General features: G+C 71.1%; 13 protein-coding genes. 8 read left to right on the top strand and 5 right to left on the bottom strand.

Annotated features, from left to right (window positions below):
* Positions 1–17: 17 nt before the first annotated feature.
* Complete coding sequence (locus AX018_RS01670; protein WP_111875581.1) at positions 18–1,232, top strand: MFS transporter; 1,215 nt, start codon at positions 18–20, stop codon at positions 1,230–1,232.
* Between the two features lie 205 nt (positions 1,233–1,437).
* Positions 1,438–1,665: a hypothetical protein gene (locus AX018_RS01665; protein WP_111875579.1), complete on the top strand. Its 228-nt coding sequence runs from the start codon at positions 1,438–1,440 to the stop codon at positions 1,663–1,665.
* Between the two features lie 29 nt (positions 1,666–1,694).
* On the opposite strand, the gene ylqF is transcribed toward AX018_RS01665, so the two are convergent.
* A complete protein-coding gene (gene ylqF, locus AX018_RS01660; protein ID WP_111875576.1) occupies positions 1,695–2,654 on the bottom strand; it encodes a ribosome biogenesis GTPase YlqF in 960 nt (319 codons plus the stop codon).
* Positions 2,655–2,822: 168 nt separating this feature from the next.
* Between ylqF and AX018_RS01655 the strand changes: the two genes are divergently transcribed.
* Both AX018_RS01655 and AX018_RS01650 read left to right on the top strand, forming a co-directional pair.
* Complete coding sequence (locus tag AX018_RS01655) at positions 2,823–3,083, top strand: hypothetical protein (RefSeq protein ID WP_111875574.1); 261 nt, start codon at positions 2,823–2,825, stop codon at positions 3,081–3,083.
* Positions 3,080–3,355, top strand: coding sequence for an oxidoreductase-like domain-containing protein (locus tag AX018_RS01650; protein WP_111875572.1), 276 nt, complete (start codon positions 3,080–3,082; stop codon positions 3,353–3,355). The genes AX018_RS01655 and AX018_RS01650 overlap by 4 nt, the downstream gene beginning before the upstream one ends.
* On the opposite strand, the gene AX018_RS01645 is transcribed toward AX018_RS01650, so the two are convergent.
* The gene (locus tag AX018_RS01645; protein WP_111875570.1) at positions 3,318–3,950 is read right to left on the bottom strand and encodes a LysE family translocator; all 633 of its coding nucleotides are present in this window, start codon (positions 3,948–3,950) and stop codon (positions 3,318–3,320) included. The two genes, AX018_RS01650 and AX018_RS01645, sit on opposite strands and share 38 nt — an antisense overlap.
* Before the next feature lie 41 nt (positions 3,951–3,991).
* Between AX018_RS01645 and AX018_RS01640 the strand changes: the two genes are divergently transcribed.
* Entirely contained in the window at positions 3,992–5,701 is a 1,710-nt protein-coding gene (locus tag AX018_RS01640; RefSeq protein ID WP_111875567.1) for a thiamine pyrophosphate-binding protein, read from the top strand.
* A 331-nt stretch (positions 5,702–6,032) separates the two neighbouring features.
* Positions 6,033–7,136 (top strand): hypothetical protein, encoded by a 1,104-nt coding sequence (locus AX018_RS01635; protein WP_146749196.1) that lies wholly within the window; start codon positions 6,033–6,035, stop codon positions 7,134–7,136.
* Between the two features lie 45 nt (positions 7,137–7,181).
* Here the strand turns inward: AX018_RS01635 and gshA are convergent, their stop codons facing one another.
* Positions 7,182–8,741 carry a glutamate--cysteine ligase gene (gene gshA / locus AX018_RS01630; protein WP_111875564.1) on the bottom strand — a complete coding sequence of 520 codons (1,560 nt, stop codon included), beginning with the start codon at positions 8,739–8,741 and terminating at the stop codon, positions 7,182–7,184.
* A 268-nt stretch (positions 8,742–9,009) separates the two neighbouring features.
* Between gshA and xopZ the strand changes: the two genes are divergently transcribed.
* Positions 9,010–13,188, top strand: a complete 4,179-nt coding sequence (gene xopZ / locus AX018_RS01625; RefSeq protein WP_146749195.1) for a XopZ family type III secretion system effector — start codon at positions 9,010–9,012, stop codon at positions 13,186–13,188.
* Between the two features lie 19 nt (positions 13,189–13,207).
* On the opposite strand, the gene AX018_RS01620 is transcribed toward xopZ, so the two are convergent.
* Positions 13,208–15,448 (bottom strand): FUSC family protein, encoded by a 2,241-nt coding sequence (locus tag AX018_RS01620; RefSeq protein ID WP_111875559.1) that lies wholly within the window; start codon positions 15,446–15,448, stop codon positions 13,208–13,210.
* A gap of 160 nt (positions 15,449–15,608) precedes the next feature.
* Between AX018_RS01620 and AX018_RS01615 the strand changes: the two genes are divergently transcribed.
* Complete coding sequence (locus tag AX018_RS01615; protein WP_353618461.1) at positions 15,609–17,660, top strand: esterase/lipase family protein; 2,052 nt, start codon at positions 15,609–15,611, stop codon at positions 17,658–17,660.
* Between the two features lie 40 nt (positions 17,661–17,700).
* Here AX018_RS01615 and AX018_RS01610 read toward each other — a convergent pair whose 3' ends face one another.
* Positions 17,701–19,362: a methyl-accepting chemotaxis protein gene (locus AX018_RS01610; protein WP_111875557.1), complete on the bottom strand. Its 1,662-nt coding sequence runs from the start codon at positions 19,360–19,362 to the stop codon at positions 17,701–17,703.
* Positions 19,363–19,402: the final 40 nt, after the last annotated feature.

Below are 19,402 nucleotides of genomic sequence, written 5' to 3'. Positions count from 1 at the left end.
TCCGCTTCCCCCCGCCCATGCCCCCTTCCACCACCGCCCTCCCCGGCACCACCCCGGCCCCGTCCGCCGGCCTGTCCACCCCGGTGCTGCTGCTCATGGCCACGGCCTGCGGGCTCTGCGCCGGCGCCAATTACTTCAACCAGCCCCTGCTGCACTCCATCGCCCTGCACCTGGGCGTGAGCGAGGCCACCGCCGCGCTCACCGTGACGATGTCGCAGGTGTCGTACGCGGCCGGGCTGCTGTTGCTCGTGCCGCTGGGCGACACGCTGGAGCGGCGGCGGCTGATCGTGGCGCTGATGGTCCTGGCGGCCTGCGGGCTCTTCCTGAGCGGCTTCGCGGACAGCTTCGCGCTGCTGGCCGTGGGCACGCTGATGACGGGGCTGTTCTCGGTGGCCGCGCAGGTGCTGGTGCCCATGGCGGCCACGCTGGCCGCGCCGGGGCGCAGCGGGCGCGCCGTGGGGCTGGTGATGAGCGGCCTGCTCGTCGGCATCCTGGCCGCGCGCAGCGTGGCCGGCCTGCTCTCGGGCGCGGGCGGCTGGAACCTCGTCTACCGCGTGGGCGGCATCGCCCTGCTGGCCGTGGCGCTGGCGCTGTGGTTCGCGCTGCCCGCGCTGCGCGCGCCCCGGTCGCAGGGCTACGCGCAGGTGCTGCGCTCGCTGGGCACGCTCGCCCTGCGCCATCCCCGGCTGCGCAGCCGCGCGCTGCTGGGTGGGCTCTCGTTCGCCTCGGTGAGCGTGCTCTTCTCCACCATGGCGCTGCTGCTCGCGGGCCCTGCGCACCGGCTGGGCGATGCGCAGATCGGCCTCGTCGGGCTGGCCGGCATGGCCGGCGCGCTCATGGCCAACGGGGCGGGCCGGCTGGCCGACCGGGGGCACGAGCAGTGGACCACCCGCGTGTCCGTGGCCCTGGTGCTGGCGGGCTGGGGCGCGCTGTGGCTGGGCGGCACGAGCCTGGCCTGGCTAATCGCCGGGGTGCTGGTGATCGACCTCGCGCTGCAGGGCGTGCACATCAGCAACCAGAACGTGATCTACGCCCTGGCGCCCGAGGCCCGCTCGTGCCTCAACGCCGTCTACATGACCAGCTACTTCACGGGCGCGGCGCTGGGCTCGGCCCTGGGATCGGCCGCGTGGCAGCGCGGCGGCTGGGGCGCCACCTGCGCCGCGGGCACGGCCGTGGCCCTGGCCAACGGGGCTGCCATGTGGCACGACGCGCGCCTGGCCCGGAGCGCGTAGCCCGGCCCCTGAACACTATTTATTTGATAGCAAACTCTGCAGCAATTTCAACGACATGAAGGCAAAATTACTAAAAAAACAAACTGTCGGCCTGCGCTGACACGCCGCGCACCGCTCCCGCCGGTGTAATGGAGGTGCCGGCCCCGCGCGCCGCAGGGCCGGCATCCCCATCTCCCCCATCCCCGCACCCGAGGAGGACCCACCCATGTACGCAGCAGAAAACGCGACCATCCGTGGCGACGTGACCTACCGCGAAGGCGATGGCATGCCCATCCGCATCCCGGAAGGCCCTGTCGAATTGATCCATGCGGACGACAGCGTCACCCTGAGCTGGAAGGAAGCCGACGAGCCCGCCGCCGGCCTGGCCGCCATCCCGCGCGACCAGTTCGAGCGCCACGTGCAAGAAGGCCAGATCGAGATCGAAGCCGGCTGACGCCCCCGGCCGCCGCCCGGCCCGGCGCTTCAGGCGTCCCCGGGCGGCGTTTTCCTCGCGCGGCCCTTGCGCTGCGCCTCGCGCTCCGCCTTCCTGGCTGCGCGGGCGGTTTCCTGCGCGTCGCCCGCGGCCTTCCAGGCCTCGAACTCGGCGGGCGTCTCCAGCGTGACGCGGCCCAGGATGGCGCTGCGGAAATCCGTCATCACCAGCTCCGCCGCCTTCTGCAGGTTGGCCCGGCCGCCCGACATCACGGCGCCACGCTTCTTCGCGATCAGCGCGAGCAGTTCGTCGTCGTGCAGCGCGGCGATGGCGGCGGCGTCCAGGCCCAGCCGGTAGCGCGCGTCCAGCAGCGGCGCGTAGTGCCGCTGCAGGTAGGCCAGCAGTTCCAGCGCCACCTCTTCCTCGTCGTAGGCGTTCTTGCCCACCGCGCCGCTGGCCGCGAGCTTGTAGCCGCTCTCGGGCACGGTGATGCGCGGCCAGAGCATGCCCGGCGTGTCCCACAGGTAGAAATCGTCGGCCAGCGTGATGCGCTGCTCCAGCTTGGTGATGCCGGCCTCGTCGCCCGTCTTCGCCTGGGTCTTGCCCGTGAGGGTGTTGATGAGCGTGGACTTGCCCACGTTGGGAATGCCGCAGATCAGCACGCGCATCGGCTTGGCGAGGCCGCCGCGCTGCGGCGCGAGCTGGTGGCAGCCCTCGATGAGGCGGCGCGCGGGCGCGGCCTCGGAGGCATCGAGCGCGATGGCGCGCGTGCCGGGCCGCGCGTTGTACCAGTCCAGCCAGCCGGGCGTGCGCGCCGGATCGGCCGCGTCCTGCTTGTTCAGCACCTTGAGCGTGGGGCGGTGGCCCGTCAGCTCCGACAGCAGCGGATTGGCGCTGGAGCCCGGCAGGCGCGCATCCAGCAGCTCGATCACCACGTCGATGTCCTTGATGCGCTCGCCGATCGCCTTGCGCGTGGAATGCATGTGACCGGGGAACCACTGGATGGCCATGGGAGGGGGCTTCTTTCTGCTCTGCGGGAAAAGAGGGCGGGACGGGCGGCGGGTACGGGATCGCCGCAGCCGGATGCGGCGAGGGCGCAAGGATAATCGCCTTCGGCGCCTCGCCCGCCACGCTCCCCGACCACCCACCCGCCCGCCGCCCTGGTTCCATCCGCCGCCATGACCCGCCCTCCGTCCACGCCCCCTTCGACCGCTTCTTCCGCCGCCGAGCGCAAGCAGGAGTCCGAACTGCTCTTCAAAGGCGTGACCTGCGCGCTCATCGGCGCCGTGATCCTGCTCGCGCCCCACTATGCGCGCTCGCTCGGCGTGCGCGACCTGATGGCGCAGGCGTCCGTGGTGGGCTGGTTCGCGCTGGTGCTGGGCCTGGCGTTCATGGGGCGCTACGGGTTGCGCCGCCTGCGCGGGCGCGGGCCGCGGTGACGCACGCCGAGCCGGGCAGTGCCCTGGCCGCCGCGCGCGCGGCCTTCAGCCGCCTGCAGGCCGACGCGGCCGGGTGCGGCGTGGCCCTGCGCTCGCCGCCACCAGAGCCCGCCAGCTGCTGCGGCCGCGGCTGCAACGGCTGCGTGTGGGAAGGCTTCTACGCCGCCGCGCAGTGGTGGCGGGAAGACGCCGAGACGGCGCTCGCGCAAGCCGCCGGCGCGGCGGCGGAGCGGCTCAGCGGGATGCCGCCATCCTCAGGCCCAGGCCGATGAACACGGTGCCGGCGATACGGTCCATCCACAGGCCCGCGCGCGGCCAGCGGTTCAGCCAGCCGCCGATGGCCCCGGCGAAATAGCCCAGCAGGCCGAACAGCAAGGCCGCCTGCAGCGTGAACACCAGCCCCAGCACGCCGAGCTGCAGCCCCACGGCGCCCTGCGACGGAACGGCGAACTGCGGCAGGAACGAGAGAAAGAACAGCGCCACCTTCGGATTGACGGCATTCGCCACCATGCCCTTGGCGAACAGCGTGCGCAGCGGCTGCGGCGGCAGGCCCTCGGCGGCCACACGCCCGCCCCCCGCCCCGGCATGGCGCAAGGCCTGGATGCCGAGCCACACCAGATAGGCGCCGCCCGCCCACTTGAGCGCCGTGAAGGCCATGGGCGAGGCCGCGATCATCGCGCTCACGCCCACCACCGCCAGCAGCGTGTGGCTCAGGCATCCCAGCGCGCAGCCCAGTCCGAAGGCAATGCCCTGCACCCGCCCGCGCGACATGCCCATGCCCAGCACCATGAGGTTGTCGGGCCCCGGCGTGGCGGTGATGAACAGGGCGGCGAGGAGAAAGGCGAAGACTTGGGCGGCGGTCAGCATCGCGCGATGATACGGACCCCGCCACCAAGAGACGTCCGCACATGCCCTCCAGCGCCCCCGCCCCGTCCTCCGACGCCCTCGCCCCGCGCACCGGCGGCCAGATCCTCGTGCAGCAACTCATCCTGCACGGCGTGCGGCAACTGTTCTGCGTGCCGGGCGAAAGCTATCTGGCCGTGCTGGATGCGCTGCACGATGCCGACATCGCCGTCACCGTCTGCCGCCAGGAAGGCGGCGCGGCGATGATGGCCGAGGCACAGGGCAAGCTCACCGGGCAGTCGGGCATCTGCTTCGTCACGCGCGGGCCGGGGGTGACCAACGCCTCGGCCGGCATCCACATCGCGCACCAGGATTCGACGCCGCTCATCGTCTTCGTGGGCCAGGTGGCGCGCGGCGCGCTCGGGCGCGAGGCCTTCCAGGAACTGGACTACCCGGCCGTCTTCGGCACCATGGCCAAGTGGGTGGTGCAGGTGGACGATGCGCTCCGCCTGCCCGAGCTGGTGTCGCGCGCCTTCCACGCCGCCACCTCGGGCCGCCCGGGGCCGGTGGTGGTGGCGCTGCCCGAAGACATGCTCACCGACGCGGCGCAGGTGGCCGACGCCCTGCCCTATGCCGTGGCCGAGACGCACCCGGGCGCCGATGCGCTGCACGCGCTGGCCGGGCGCCTCGCCGCCGCCGAGCGCCCGGTGGCCATCCTCGGCGGCAGCCGCTGGTCGGAGCGCGCGGTGCGCGATTTCACGGCCTTCGCCGAGGCGTGGCGCCTGCCGGTCTATTGCTCCTTCCGCCGGCAGATGCTGTTTCCGGCCAGCCATGGGTGCTATAGCGGCGACCTGGGCCTGGGCGTGAATCCGAAACTCGTCGCGCGCATCCGCGCGAGCGACCTGGTGCTGCTGGTGGGCGGGCGGCTGTCCGAGATCCCGTCGCAGGGCTACGAATTGCTGGGCATTCCCGTGCCCGCGCAGCCGCTGGTGCATGTGCATGCCGACGCCGACGAACTGGGCCGGCTCTATCGCCCCGCGCAGGCCATCCATGCCACGCCGCAGGCCTTCGCCGCCGCGCTCGCCCCGGTACGGCCCGCAGCCCCGGTGCGCTGGAGCGCCCACGCCACCGAGGCGCGCGCCGAATACCTCGCGTGGAGCGACCCGGCCCCCATCCGCATTCCCGGCCCGCTGCAGATGGGCGAGGTGATGCGGCACCTGCGCGACGTGCTGCCGGCCGACACCATCTTCTGCAACGGCGCGGGCAACTTCGCCACCTGGGTGCACCGTTTCTGGCCTTTCACCGCCTATGCCAGCCAGCTCGCGCCCACCAGCGGTTCGATGGGCTATGGCCTGCCGGCCGGCGTGGGCGCCAAGCGGCTGTGGCCGCAGCGCGAGGTGGTGGTGTTCTCGGGCGACGGCGACTTCCTGATGCACGGCCAGGAATTCGCCACCGCCGTGCAATACGGCCTGCCCCTCATCGTGGTGCTGCTGGACAACGCCATGTACGGCACCATCCGCATGCACCAGGAGCGCGAATACCCCGGGCGCGTCAGCGCCACGCAGCTGAAGAACCCGAACTTCAAGGCCTACGCCCAGGCCTTCGGCGGCCACGGCGAGCGCGTCGAACGCACCGAGGACTTCGCGCCCGCCCTGGCTCGCGCCCGCGCGAGCGGCCTGCCCAGCGTGCTGCACTGCCTGCAGGACCCGGAGGCCATCACGCCCACGGGCACGCTTTCGGGCATCCGCGGCGCGGCGCGGGCGGCCGGGCGCTGAAGGGCAGCGCGGCCGGTTCCTGGGGCCATCGTGGCGGCGCCGGGTTCGCAAGGGCAGGACTTCCTTCGGGCGCACCCGGTGCCGCCCTCTCCGCTCCCGCCCATGATGGGAAAGGGCATGGCGCGCCTCGCGCAGCAAGCAGGCACCCGGGCACGGGCTTGCGGCGGCGGCATTCCATGCCTCTGCAGGAGTCCACCACCCGGCCGAGGACACTATGTCGTTCCACTTCCCCAAAATTCCCTTTTCGAACATCAAGAGCGCCTTCGGCATGCGCTCCAAGGGCGACGCCCCGCCTGCGCCCCCACCCACGAGCCCCCGCTCCCGGCCCGGCATGGCCCAGGACCACATGCCGCCACGGCGCACCGCGTCCGCCCCCGCCGGCAGCGCCCAGTTCACCGACCGGCGCGGCACCACGTCCGGCAGCCGCCCTGGCGGCAGCACCCACGGAGCCCAGGCCCGCAAGCCCGACTTCCAGGCCGGCTCCGCGCCGGACACACCCGCGATGAAGCTGCTGAGCAAATTCCAACTGAACGAGCTCGACCAGATGAACGACGCCCAGTTGCAGAAAGTCGTGGATTTCCTGGGCGCCAAGGACGAGGGCAAGACGCAAGCGCCCCTGGGTCGGAACTGGCAGCGCCTGCGCAGCGCTTTCAACGATCAGGAAGTCCGCAAGCTGCTCCTGAAAGATACGGCCCAGGTGGTGGATTTCATGCTCCAACCCGCTCAAACCAGCTCCGCGCCGGACGCACCTGCGATGAAGCTGCTGAGCAAGTTCCAGCTGAGCGAAATCGACCAAATGAACGACGCCCAGTTGCAGAAAGTCGTGGATTTCCTGGGCGCCAAGAACGAGGGCAAGACGCAAGCGCCCCTGGGCCAGAATTGGCAGCGCCTGCGCAGCGCATTCAACGATCAGGAAGTCCGCAAGCTGCTCCTGAAAGATACGGCCCAGGTGGTGGATTTCATGCTCCAACCTGCCCAGGACGACAAGCAGGGTGCCGACCCCAAGCCCGATCCGCAACCCGATCCCCGGGCCGGAACCGGCCGCAAGCCCGAACCAGACCCTGGCACGGGCCCGCGCTCAGGCGCGAGGCCCAGCGCCCAGCCACGCCCCAACGCCAGCGCCGGCGGCTTCCGCCAGGAAGCGCCGCGCACCACCGCCAGCGCACCGAAAGCCAGGCCGGCGCCCGCCACTCCGAAGCCAACTTCGATCGTCGGCATGAGCCGCCAGGCGGCGCTCCAGGCCTTGAAGGACCGGGGCATGACGGGCGAGAAGCTGCAAGAGATGCGAAATGACGTGCTCGACCATATCAAGAACGGCAACATGGCATCCGGCACAGCACTGAGCCAGAAATACAAGGCCGTCGTGACGGACGACTTCAGCTTGTCGGACGTCCACAAGCAGTACGCCAAGCTGTTCCTGCTTCGCTCGGGGTAAGTAGCTACCCGCCCCCCCTTGCGGCACGGGCCACGCCGCCCGCCGCTACACCGTCTGCGCCACGGGCGCGTCGCCGGCCACCGGGGCCGCATCTATCGCCATGTAGCGCTCGCGCCATGCCTCGAAGTCCAGTGTGTCCGCAGCCTCGATGGCCTTTTGCTCGGCCAGGGAATCGGCGGCCAGGCGCTCATGGCGGGCCTGCTGGGTATCGGACCACGGCAGGGCCAGCAGCGCATCGCGCGCGGCCTCCGACTGCGCGAGCGCGAAGCCGGTGAAGCTCTGCCCATGCGCCTCGGCCATGCGCGCGAGCACGCGCGCCGACGGGGTGGCTGCGGGCCGCTCCAGCCGCTCGCGGGCCAGGGCCAGCGCGGCAGCGTGCGCCTGCGTGCCCTGGGCGGCATCGAGCGCCGTGGCGATGGGCCCGCATTCCGCGAGGATCTCCAGGCCCCAATCGGCCAGCGGCACTTCGCGGCCACCGCGCTCCAGGCGCAGGCCGGGCTCGCGGCCACGCTCGGCCGTGAGGTGCTGGTTCCGCTTCAGGGCCTCGATCTCGGCGGGCGTGTCCGGCGGGCTGTCGGAGAGCAGGCAGTGCAGCAGGAACACGTCCAGCAGGCGCATGGTGGTGGCATCGATGCCCACCGGCGCGAAGGGGTCGAGGTCCATGAGGCGCACCTCCACGTACTCGACGCCGCGGTCGCGCAGCGCGTGCAGGGGGCGCTCGCCGGGGCGCACCGTGCGCTTGGGGCGGATGGTGCCGTAGAACTCGTTCTCGATCTGCAGCAGGCTGGTGCCGAGCTGGTTGTATTCGCCGCCGGGGTTGCGCACGCCCAGCGCCTCGTAGGCCGGGTAGGGGCGCGTGAGGGCCTCGTGCAGCGAATCGGCGTAGCCCTCCAGCCCGTTGTAGCTCACCGCCAGCGTGGCCTGCGCATCGCTCTGGTAGCCCAGGCGGCCCATGCGCAGCGAGGTCGCGTGGGGCAGATGGAGCGCATCGGCGCCCAGGCGCCGCAGCCCGTGCTCGCGCCCCTGCACGAAGCAGTCGCACAGCGCGGGCGATGCGCCGAAGAGGTAGAGCAGCAGGAAGGCCTGGCGGCGGAAATTGCGGATGAGCGCGAAGTATTCGTCGCTCGCGATGCCGGGCATGGACCAGTTGTAGTGGATGCCCGAGATGGTCTGCATGCGGCGGCCGTAGCGGTGGCCCAGGCCCATGCGGTAGATGCTCTTGGCGCGCCCCACGTTCGACGAACCGAAGCGCGCGATGGGAATGGTCTCGTCCGTGGGCAGGCCGCAGGGCATGCTCGACACCCACAGCATCTCGCCACCCTGCCCGGCCAGCGTGCGCAGCACGAACTGGTGGATCTCGGTCAGCTCGTCCAGGCATTCCTGCACGGACCGCCGCGCGCCGGTGATGAGTTCGATCTGCGACTCGCTGTAGTCGGTGGTGATGTGCGGATGCGTGAGCGCGGAGCCCAGCGCCAGCGGGTGCGGCGTGAGCGCGAGGCCCCCCATGGGCAGCACGCGCAGCCCCTCCTTCTCGATGCCACGGCGCATGCCCGTCAGCCGGCTCGCGGACATCGCGCGGATTTTCTCCTGCAGTTGGCTCGTCATGGTGCGTGTTTTCTTATTACCGGGTTATCTGTGTCGGCCCGGAACTTAGCACGCCCGCAACACTCGCGCTCGCCCGGCCGTCCAAGCCCCTGCTTCGGGCGCCTGCATGGGACTTCGCATTCCCATCGCCGAGCGGATGCCCGGGCCGCGATCATCAGTGCGTCGTGGCCAGCCAACGGACAGCCCCCGGGGGGGCCGCCGTCCAGCCACCTTCATCCCGGACATTCCGACCGGGAGCGCGCACGACACCGATGACCCAACGGACACCATGTCGAAATTCTCCTTGCGCCCCCGCAATTTCACGCTGCTGATTCCCGGCAATTCGCAGAACGTTGCCCATGCGGGCAAACCCGAACCCGGCAAGCAGGCCCACCACAAGCTCCACCAGATCGACCCCGCCCTGGCACAGCGCGAGGCCTTGTCGCCCCACTTCGGCGTGGCCGCGCGCGTGCGCAAGTATCTGGAGGACCCCCTGCCGGAAAGCCCTCCCGCGGAGCCGGTGCCCGAGCCCTCTTGCGCCCCCCGCCCCCGCGCACCGGTCAAGACGCTGCGCCGCTATCTCGGCAAGGCGGGCACGATGCTGGGCATGCGGGCCGGCAAGCCGGTGGCGCAATCCGAACTCACGCGCTACCAGAACAGCCCGTCTGCCTCAGACCGGCCCATCGGCAAGGACGACGCCAAGGACCAGGGCACCTGGCGCAGCGAGGGAGCCGCCCAGGCCCGCGCCTTCGCGGCCGCGGAACACCACCATCAGGCCGACGTGGCAGCCAAGAAGGCCGCAGCGCTCGAACACCTCGTGCTACTGCACATTGAACGGCTGGACGGAGAAATGGCCGAGGACGGTACCCGGGCCGCACACACCACGAAAAAAGCCCATGGTCTGCGGCATCAGCAGTCCATCAGGACCGCACTGCACCAATCGCTGGACAGGGAGATCGCCACATCACGCCAGAAAGTGGCGGTGATCGAGCAACAGATCGAACAGGTTCGCCTCACCCTGGACTCGACGAAAGTGCGCCGGGGTTCCCTGGGAGAACTGCTGTCCCGCACGTCGGACGCCGACCCGCCGCCCGCTGCGGAAGATCCGCATGCGCTGCAAGCCACGCTGGGGGAGCTCAAGGCCCGGCTCGCCAGGCAGCTCGACCGGCAACAGGCGCTGGAACGAAGGTGCGCAGACACCCAGGGCGAGCTGGAGCAACTGGAGCGCACCGCCACGATCATCGCCCGGGATCTCCTGCAGGCCGATGGCGAGGCCACCGACCTGCGCTCGCTGCTGCCCGCCCTGGCGCAGCGGCGCGAAACCCTGGAGGCCGCACTCGACGCCGCCCGCACCGCCGACGAGGCCGCGGCCGCCGCACTGAAGGACCGCGGCCAGGAGATCATCGACCAGCAGGTGGAGACCTTACCGGGCCTGGACGCGAATGCCGACCCCGCCGCCGCGACGGAGCTGCGAAAAACCCTGCGAGGATGGACGGAGGGCCTGGACAAGGCCGCCTTCGGCGCGAACGCCATCGCGCCCTCGGGCGTGCTCGCCGTGGGGCTCAAGGCCTTTGCAATAGCTGCCGGAGGCGATCCCGCCGAGGCGCTGCAGGCCTTCGACGCATTGCGCAGCCATGGATGGGACGATCTCATCCCACCGCCAGCGAAGGACGGCACGGCCGACATCGGGGGCACCGACCTGCCTCCCGCCGCACGGCGGGCGGTGGACCTGCTGGCCCGCGTTCCGCGTGGTCTGCAGGTGCTCGCGCACCTGCTGCGCCCCGAAGACAGCCCGGCTGCATCGCCCGAGCGCCTGGCCGCGGCCCGCCTCGCCCTGCGCGCGGACCACCTGCTGCGCAACGCCGCCCCCGAGGATGCCGCGCTGCGCCAGTGGCTGGGCCATGCGCGCAACGCGGCCCGGGCGGCAACGCATGCCCCCCAGCCGGCCCAGGCCCTCGCGGCCTGCACCGTCGATGAGCGCGCCGCCTACCATGCCCTGCGCAACGGCTACGAAAGCAATGCCCCGGGCTCGCCCTATGAACGTGCCAACAGCCACCTGCAGAGGATCGCGGACGCACTGCACGACGTGGAGCACAACGGCATCCAGCCACAGGTGTTCGGCGGCCAGCCCAACGCGCTGCGCTCGCTGCCCGAAGCGCTGGAGGTCGGCTCTGCCACCGCGCTGCCCACGCCGAGCCGCCGGGCCGACGAGGCCCTGGAAAAAGCGTCCGGGCAGCTCGGCGAAATGCTGAGCGGCCTGCGCGCCGGCATGCCTGCCGGACACATTCCGTCCGGGGCGGAGCGGGCCTGGCGGGCCATTGCCGAAACCATTCAGTGGGCCCCCGAGGGCACGGACCGCACGACCATGGTGCTGGACGATGCGGCACTTGCGCAAGTACGCGAGCGCGCCAAGGAGCTGCACGCCCAGTTCATCAAGACGGCGCGCGAACACGGTGCCACGCCCACCGAGGGCGGCGAGCAACCCGCGCTGCAGGCCGCCTGGAAACGCCTGCGCAGCCGCCCGCACACCGTGCCCGAGGCTCTGTCGATGCTGGACAGCCTGATGCGGGAGCAGCCACCGCAGACGGGCTCGCCCGTGCGCACTGCTGCGGGAGCGGGTCCGTCGCCGGTGTCCTGGAACGACTACGCGCAGCAGCACGGCACGCAGTTCGGTGACGCAGTGCGGGAAGCGGACCGCCTGCTGCGCGACGGAGATCCGGGCAAGGTCACGCACGGTCAGGCGCTTTTCGACCTCACGCGCGACATGGTCAGCCAACTGGAATGGCGCGACCGCCTGCGGCTGATCGGGCAGCAGACCTGGGGCGTGAATACGGGGCCCGTCTCCGCCGCCATGGCATTGGGAGCATCGGTCCTCGGGATGGGGATGCGCCTCAACGCGGCCATGCAGCACAACCAGGATTCCGTGATGGAGTTCTACATGGGCCGCACCGGGATGTATCTGCAGATCGGCGAACAGAAAACCACGCAGATACAGATGGGCGCGGGCGCAAGCACGGGCTATGCCGTCGATCTGGGCACCGAAACGGCGGCGCTGGGCATCACAGGGGCCGCCGACTGGCGCTGGCGCGGCGAACGGGGCGTGGAAAACGGCATCCAGTTGCGCCTGCCCCGCCTCGGCAAGGGCCGCGAGCCCGAACTGAACGTGGAATTCCTCGATTTCTACGAGCATTTCATCCGCCTGGCCACCCCCAACCCCGACGGAACCCCGGCGCGCAAGGACTGGCTGCACGAACTGCTCGCGCACCACCCGGAGCTGAGCGCCGGCCTCATCGACGACGCCCAGCGCTCCAGCATGGGAACCGAAACCAATGCATCCATCAGCGTGGGGGTGCGCGTGGGCGAGGTGGCCGACAAGGGCCGCCGCGCCGGCGTGGCCGCCAGCGCGGGGCTGAAAATGCGGCAGGACAACGGCCAGACCGCCACCACGGTGGCAGGGTACATGACCACGATCTACCGCGATGCGACGGCCACCGCCCGCGTGGAAGTCTCGGGCCGCGCCACGGCCAGCGTGCAGTTCGTCGAAGCGCTGGAGGACAAGCCCTCGGGCAACGGCACCACGCAGCGCGCCAGTGCCAGCCTGAGCGGACTCGACGCGGGCTACGCGCGCGAACTGAGTGCGCACGCCACCACCAATTTCTGCACCCTGTTCCTCTTCGGCGACGAGATCGACCCCGTGCGCAGCGACCGTGCCACCGATTATTCGAAGTTCGGGGATTTCGAGCGCCACGTGCGCGCCGAATGGGACGGCTGGGCCCAGTACGGCACGGGCAAGCTGGGGGACGGCGTGGATGAGACGCTGCACCACCTGCTGGCGGACATCCAGCTCTCGCACTTCATGAAGCAGACCAAGGCGTTCGCGCACGGCAACGGCTTTGCGGCCATGTTTGCCGACAAGGCCATGCGCGCGCCCGCGGCGCCCCTGCTGGACGTGCACCGCGCACTCGCCTCTCTGGCGCGTGAATCGGGCGACACCGAAGGGGCGCAGGCCGAGGACGCCGCCTTCGACGCGCTCCTGCAGGAGGAAGCGATGTGGGAGCCCACCCTGCTGCTGCTGCGCGAGAAAGGCAAGCTGCAGGCGGAGCGCGGCGTGGACTTCTTCATCAAGCACCAGAACAACCGGGGGGCGGAAGCCATGCGCACGGTGGCGCAGTGGATCCCCTACGAGCCCGTGCTGCGCCGCGAGCTGGATCAGGAGCTCAAACCCGCGCGCACCTGGGATGCACCTCCGGAACCACACACCGAAGCGCCCCGATCACCGGCCGCACCGGCCAGCCGTTCGCTCCGCATCAGCGACGAAAACGACAGCAGCAGCCGCTACAGCACCGCGTCGAGCGGCAGCCTCGAATCGTTCCGCTCGGCCAACAGCTTCCTGGAGACGATCCCGGAGGAGGAAGAGCCCACCCCGCCCTCCGGCGAACCTGCGGTGCCCCTTCAACCCCGGAGCTGAAGCACTGGGTGCCTTGCCATCAGCCGGGCGCGCTCTCCTGCCCCGTCGCTTCGCTGGCGGCGGTACGCACCTGCCCGGCATGCTCCACCGCCAGCGCCAGGCGGCGCACCATCCATGGCCAGAGGTCGCCTTCCTGGGGATCGGGCCACAGTTGCGCATCGTCGGCGGGCAAGGCCGACGTGGCCTGCGGCGGAACGGCCTGCGCAGGCCCCTCCAGGAGGTGCGTGATGGCTTGTGCCGCATGCTCCAGCGGTGCCTGCAGCCGCTGCGCGTCCAGCCGCCCCCGGCGCAGCAGCAGCAGGGTCTTGACGGCCGTGAGCTGCGCGAGCAACTGGTAGCAGCGCGCCTGCAGCCGCTCCAGCGCTTCCAGGGGCGGCTGCACCGCGCGCGGCTCGGCCAGCGAGCGCTGCGTGGCCTGCACCAGCGCCGAGAGGCTGTCATAGGCCTCCCGGCGCGCGAGGCGCCAGGCCAGCTCGGGCGCGTTGTCCACCGCCTGCAGTTGCCCCAGCGCGAGCGCCTCGCGCGCATGGCGCGCCTGCGCTGCCAGGGTGCGCGCCACGAGCGCCGGGATCTGTGACCGCTCCCAGGAGGGCAGCACGTACGAGAACGCCCAGGCGATGCCGGTGCCGATGAACGTGTCCGCCAGCCGCTCCAGCAGGTCGAAGGCCGGGCTGGCACCGCCATGCAGCATGTGCGACTGCACCAACCCCAGCACCGTGGCGGCCACGGCCGTGGCCAGGTAACGGCGCACGGCGAAACCATGGGCCACCGCCTGCGCCAGCGTGAGACAGACGATGAGCTGCAGGGCCGAGAGATGCGCCGCGAGCAGGCCCGCCGCCAGCACGCAGCCCAGCAGGGTGCCGGCCACGCGGCTGTTGCGGCGCTCCAGCGTCTGCGCGAGGCTGCCGCGCAGCACCACCACGATGGTCAGCAGCATCCAGTACGCATGGGTGCCCCAGGGCAGTGCCTGGGCCAGCACGAAGCCCGTGGCCATCGCCAGCGCGGCCCGCAGCGCATGGCGCAGCGGCGGAGCATCCCATCGCCACAGCGTGGCCAGCGGCGCCCACGACCAGGCCGTGGGGCTCACGAACATCTGCCAGCTCGCCCGGACCACGGCCAGGTCCGGCGCGGCCTCGCCGCGCGCCATCGCGATCATGCGCAGGGCCTCGTCGTTGATGTGCCCGATGCGATCGGCCAGGCTGCGCGCCATCGCATGCGGGGAAGGCCCCGCGCCAGGCCCCTCCGGGGCCGGCGCATCGCTCCACCGCAGTTGCGCCAGCGCAGGACGCCGGTCGGTGAACGGCGCGGGCTGGCGGCCCCGGAGCAGCGCGTCGGCCAGGCGCGCGACCTCGCGGGCCATGTCATGCAGCACGCCGCGCAGCGCGTTCAGCACCGGCACGTGGCCCGGATGGGCCTTGATCACATCCACGTCGAGTTCGCAGGCCAGCAGGTGGTCGCGCATCTCCAGCACCAGCAGCAACATGCCGGCGAGGCGCTGGCGCGCGGGCGTGGTCGGTGATTCCAGCACGATGTTGCGGGCCGATTGCAGTTGCTCGGCCAGCGCGGCCTGGCGCAGCAGGAGCTGCCCCATGAGCGCGGCGGGCCCGGAAGGAGACCCGGCCCCGGGGGCTTGCGCCTCCGGAGTCCGGGGAGCGGGGTCGAACTGCCGTGCCTGCACGCGCATCAGCGCGGCCAGGGACAGCAGCACGTCCGCCACCGACTGCACCCGGTAGCGCGCGTTCAGCAGCCGGTTGGCCGCCAGCGCGTAGGCGAGGTACAGGCCCGCGCCCAGCGCGAAATGGCCGGTGATCGCCAGCGCGGCCGGCAGCGGATCGCCCTGCGGCCCGCCGTGCGACACGGCGGCCATCGAGAACACCATGGAGAACATCACCGCCACGGCCACGGGAATGCCCCGCTTGCCCCAGGCCATCAGCAGGAACGCCAGGAACGTGCCCGGCACGAGCAGCAGCCCCAATCGCAGCGGGCTTGCATACAGCCACTGCACGGCAAAGAAAAGCGGAATGCCCAGCAACGGCGCGGGCAGCATCTGCAGCAGCTTGCCGCGCCGCGGCCCTGGCAGATCGGGCGGCGAGCAGGCCACGACACCCACCGAGGCCGCGGCCGCCGCCGCCGCGCCCAGCCAGGCATGCACCAGCGCCGACACCAGCAGCAGCCCCAGCGCCACGGACAGGCCATTGGCCACATAGTGGCTCAGGGCCACCCGGGTGATCGCCCGCAGGCGGTGTTCGATACTCCTCATAGCCCGCCGAGATTACTGCAGCAGCCCCACGCGCGCCGGGGCACGGCCGGGTCCAGCCGCCTGACGCGCCGCAGGGGCAAACGGGCCCCGGCGCCGACAGCCGCGCGCAGCCTGTGTAGCATCCTGCGCGCCACCCTCCCGCCAGCTTCCAGACCCCACCGTGCACCTGCGCCTCACCCCCCTCCCGCCCGCCCTTGCCCGGGCGCCCGCCACGGCCACCGCGATCCGCCTCTGCCTGCTCCGATGCATCGGCCTGGTCGGCCTGGCGGCCCTGCTGGGCGGCTGCGCGGGTGTGACCGTCTCCTCCGTCTCTCCCCGGGACTACCTGGTGCAGCGGCGTGGCGACGCCCTGACCACCGGCCGCCTGAGCCCCGCATCCGGGGAGGTGCTGCGCGTGATCGGCAGCAATGCCGACGATTGCGAGCGGGACGCGGCCACCTGCCGCGCGGCGCTGGCCGCATCGACCGGCATCGACGACGAACAGCGCCTGTCCACGCTCTCCGAGCTCTGGCTGCTCGCCGCGCTCAACGCAGAGCGGGATCGCCAGGAAACAGGGCCGACCAGCGAGGACGAGCAGCTTGGCGCCTGGCTCGAGTCCGCGCGCCACGCCTGGGCCTACCTGTTCTTCACCCCCCGCAGCCCGGGCGAACGGGCCTTCGAGGACCGCCAGACCCAGGTACGGGATTACTACAACTTCGCCACGCAGCAGGCCCTGGCCACCATGTTCCAGCGCTACCGCCGGCAGGTGGAGGCCGACGGCCAGGAACCGCCGCCGGATGCGCGGCTCCAGTGGGGCGCGTGGCGCGTGCGCAGCGATGCCTCCGACCTGCGCCTGCCCAGCGATGCGCCCCTGCCCCACGAACTCATCGCGGCCTCCACCCTGCGCTTCTCCGGGCTGCGCAACACATACCGCCGCGACGGTTTCGGCGCCGAGCTGGTGACGGTCATGCAGGCGCCCGACGGGCCCGATCCCGCCAGCGGCCGCAGGCGCACCTCCATCCAGGCCGCGTCGGAGGACGATCCGCCCTTCCGCGAAATGCCCTACCCGTCGGTCACGGCGCTGCTGCGGTTCGATGGCGACACACTGGGCCAGGTACTGAGCACGCGGGATGTGGAGGTGGCGCTCTACGACCCCCACCACACGGCGCAGGTGAATCTGGCGGGGCGCGGCGTGCCGCTGGCGGGCAATTTCACGGCGGGCTACGGCCTCTGGCTGGCGCGCTCGGGCTTCGCGCTGCAGGCACTGCGCACCCTGCTCGGGCAGGAGGACGGCCTGGCCGCGCCACGCATCCACCTCATGCAGCCCTACGATCCGGCACGGCGCACCATCGTCATGCTCCACGGCCTGGCCAGCAGCCCGGAGGCCTGGATCAACGTGGCCAACGAGGTGCTGGGCGACGAACGCCTGCGGCAGAACTACCAGGTCTGGCAGGTCTATTACCCGACCAACATGCCGCTGTGGGTGAACCGGCAGGCCATTCAGGATGCGCTGGAGCGCACGATCGCGCATTTCGATCCGGCCGGCACGGCGCCGGCATCGCGCGACATCGTGCTCATCGGCCACAGCATGGGCGGCGTGCTCTCGCGCCTGCTGGTGTCGGACTCGGGCGACGCACTGTGGAAGATCCTGCTGGAGCACCACCCCCTGTCCGAGGAGGACCAGGATGCGCTGCGCACCGAACTGGACCCGTTCCTGCGCTTCCACCCCATGCCGCAGGTGGGGCGCGCCATTTTCATCGCCGCACCGCACCGGGGCACGCCGTTCGCCAACCAGCGGCTTTCGCGGTGGTTCTCGAACCTGGTCACGCTGCCGCTCGCGATGCTGGAGCGCTTCTCGGGGGTCACGCGCCGGCTGACGCAGGTCACGCCTCCCGAGGGCAGGGACGGCGACATCGTGCGCCTGCCCAACAGCATAGACAACCTGAGCGACACCGACCCGTTCGTGCAGGAGGCCGCCCGGTTCCCGATCTCGCCGCGCGTTCCCTACCACTCGATCATGGGCCGCGAAACGCCGCAAGGCCCCCTGGAGTCATCGAGCGACGGCATCGTTCCCTACGCCAGCGCCCACCTGGACGGCGCGGTTTCCGAGCGCATCATCGCCTCGGGACACAGCGTTCAGGAACAGCCGGCCGCGATCCTGGAGATCCGCCGCATCCTGCGCGATAACCTGCCGCCCCCCGAGAACGCTTTGCCCCCCGCGCCCGCACGCTGAACAGGGCGACGCACCGGGCTAGCCGCCAATGCCGCCCGGGTCAGGCGCTGAGCTGCGGCAACCCCATGTCCATGCGATCCGCCTGCGCGGGCAGGTGCGGCCGCGCGGCCCGCGGTCCGCCGGCAAGGGCATGCGGCGCAGCGCCAGGCCCTGTCGCCGATACACGGAAGACCGCCACGGCCTGTACGAGCTGGTCCGCCTGGGAGCGCAGGGCATTCGCCGCGGCGGCGCTCTGCTCCACCAGCGCCGCATTCTGTTGCGTGACCTGGTCCATCTGCGTGATGGCCTCGCCCACCTGGCCGACGCCCGCGCTCTGCTCGCGGCTGGCCACGCTGATCTCCGCCACGATGTCGGTCACGCGGCGGATGGAATCCACCACCTCGTTCATGGTCGATCCGGCCTTGTCCACGAGCGCACTGCCCTGCTGTACCTGCTGCACGCTCGCCGTGATGAGCCCCTTGATTTCCTTGGCGGCCTCCGCGCTGCGGCCCGCAAGGCTGCGCACCTCGCCAGCCACCACCGCGAAGCCCCGACCCTGCTCGCCCGCGCGCGCCGCTTCCACGGCGGCATTGAGTGCCAGGATGTTGGTCTGGAAGGCGATGCCGTCGATCACGCCGATGATCTCCGCGATCTTCTTGCTGCTCTCGTCGATGCCGCGCATGGTCCGCACGACCTCCGCCACGACTTCGCCGCCCTGCACCGCCACACTGGACGCGCCCTGGGCCAGCTGGCTGGCCTGGTGCGCGTTGTCGGCGTTCTGCCGCACGGTGGCGCCCAGCTCGTCCATGGAAGCCGCGGTCTCCTCCAGCGCGCTGGCCTGCTGCTCGGTGCGCGACGACAGGTCGTGGTTGCCCTGCGCGATCTCTGCCGAGGCCGTGGCCACGCTGTCGGAGCCCTGGCGCACGGTGGAAACCACCCCCGCGAGCGAGTTCTGCATGTCCTGCAGCGCCTGGAGCAACGGGCTGAACTCGTCACGGCTGCCATCCACGACCGGCACGGTGAGGTTGCCGTCGCGCACCCGTTCCGCCACGGAGCGGGAAACCTCCACCCGGCGGCGCAGCACGTTCGCGATGTACCAGGAGAACCCGATGAGCCCCAAGGCGATCACCATCACCAGCACGGAGAGCTGCGTGCGCGACTTGGTCGCCTCCTTCTGGATGCCGCCCAGTTCGCTGCGCAGCAGATCCGTCTGCCGCTCACGCTCCGCCGCCAGCCAGGCCAGCAGCCGGTTGCGCATCGGAATGGTCTCGCCCACCAGCACGTCGAACGCTTCGTCCTTGCGGCCCTCGACGACCAGGCGGATGTTACGGTCCGCGATGGGCTTGAACTCCTGCTCGAGCTTCTGCCATGCGCGGAACGCCTCACGCGACTCCGGCCTCATCAGGGCAACCCCGTAGGCCGCATCGTTCTCGGCGATGCGCTTGTACTTGCTGTCGATGTCGGCCAACGTCTCCTGGAGCGCCTGCGGCGAGCGCACCAGCATGGCGTGGCGGATCTGCAGGGAGATCTGGGTGATGCTGAGCTCGGTGCTCGCGATGCGGGTGAGCTGTGGCACACGGGTCGCACCGGTCTGCTCGGCCAGCATGGCCACGTTCGTCAACTGGGTCCAGGACAGCACCGCCGCTGCCGTCAGAGCCAGGATGAGCACGACGGAAACGCCATAGAGCCGCCGCGCAATTCCCATGCGGGAGAAAAAAGTCATATCAACCTCGTCCGTTATAGCTTTCGCACGGCCCTCCCGT

The sequence above is a fragment of the Paracidovorax anthurii genome (assembly GCF_003269065.1).
Classification (GTDB): Bacteria; Pseudomonadota; Gammaproteobacteria; order Burkholderiales; family Burkholderiaceae_C; genus Paracidovorax; species Paracidovorax anthurii.
Note: the sequence above shows the minus strand (reverse complement) of the source record. Positions and strands in the feature narration are given on the sequence as shown.

Bases quoted from the DNA above. Each gene is read 5' to 3' on its own strand.
- AX018_RS01655 (WP_111875574.1), top strand. From the start codon at position 2,823: ATGACCCGCCCTCCGTCCACGCCCCCTTCGACCGCTTCTTCCGCCGCC.
- AX018_RS01665 (WP_111875579.1), top strand. From the start codon at position 1,438: ATGTACGCAGCAGAAAACGCGACCATCCGTGGCGACGTGACCTACCGC.
- AX018_RS01610 (WP_111875557.1), bottom strand. From the start codon at position 19,362: ATGACTTTTTTCTCCCGCATGGGAATTGCGCGGCGGCTCTATGGCGTT.
- xopZ (WP_146749195.1), top strand. From the start codon at position 9,010: ATGTCGAAATTCTCCTTGCGCCCCCGCAATTTCACGCTGCTGATTCCC.
- AX018_RS01670 (WP_111875581.1), top strand. From the start codon at position 18: ATGCCCCCTTCCACCACCGCCCTCCCCGGCACCACCCCGGCCCCGTCC.
- ylqF (WP_111875576.1), bottom strand. From the start codon at position 2,654: ATGGCCATCCAGTGGTTCCCCGGTCACATGCATTCCACGCGCAAGGCG.
- AX018_RS01645 (WP_111875570.1), bottom strand. From the start codon at position 3,950: ATGCTGACCGCCGCCCAAGTCTTCGCCTTTCTCCTCGCCGCCCTGTTC.
- gshA (WP_111875564.1), bottom strand. From the start codon at position 8,741: ATGACGAGCCAACTGCAGGAGAAAATCCGCGCGATGTCCGCGAGCCGG.
- AX018_RS01640 (WP_111875567.1), top strand. From the start codon at position 3,992: ATGCCCTCCAGCGCCCCCGCCCCGTCCTCCGACGCCCTCGCCCCGCGC.
- AX018_RS01635 (WP_146749196.1), top strand. From the start codon at position 6,033: ATGGCCCAGGACCACATGCCGCCACGGCGCACCGCGTCCGCCCCCGCC.
- AX018_RS01620 (WP_111875559.1), bottom strand. From the start codon at position 15,448: ATGAGGAGTATCGAACACCGCCTGCGGGCGATCACCCGGGTGGCCCTG.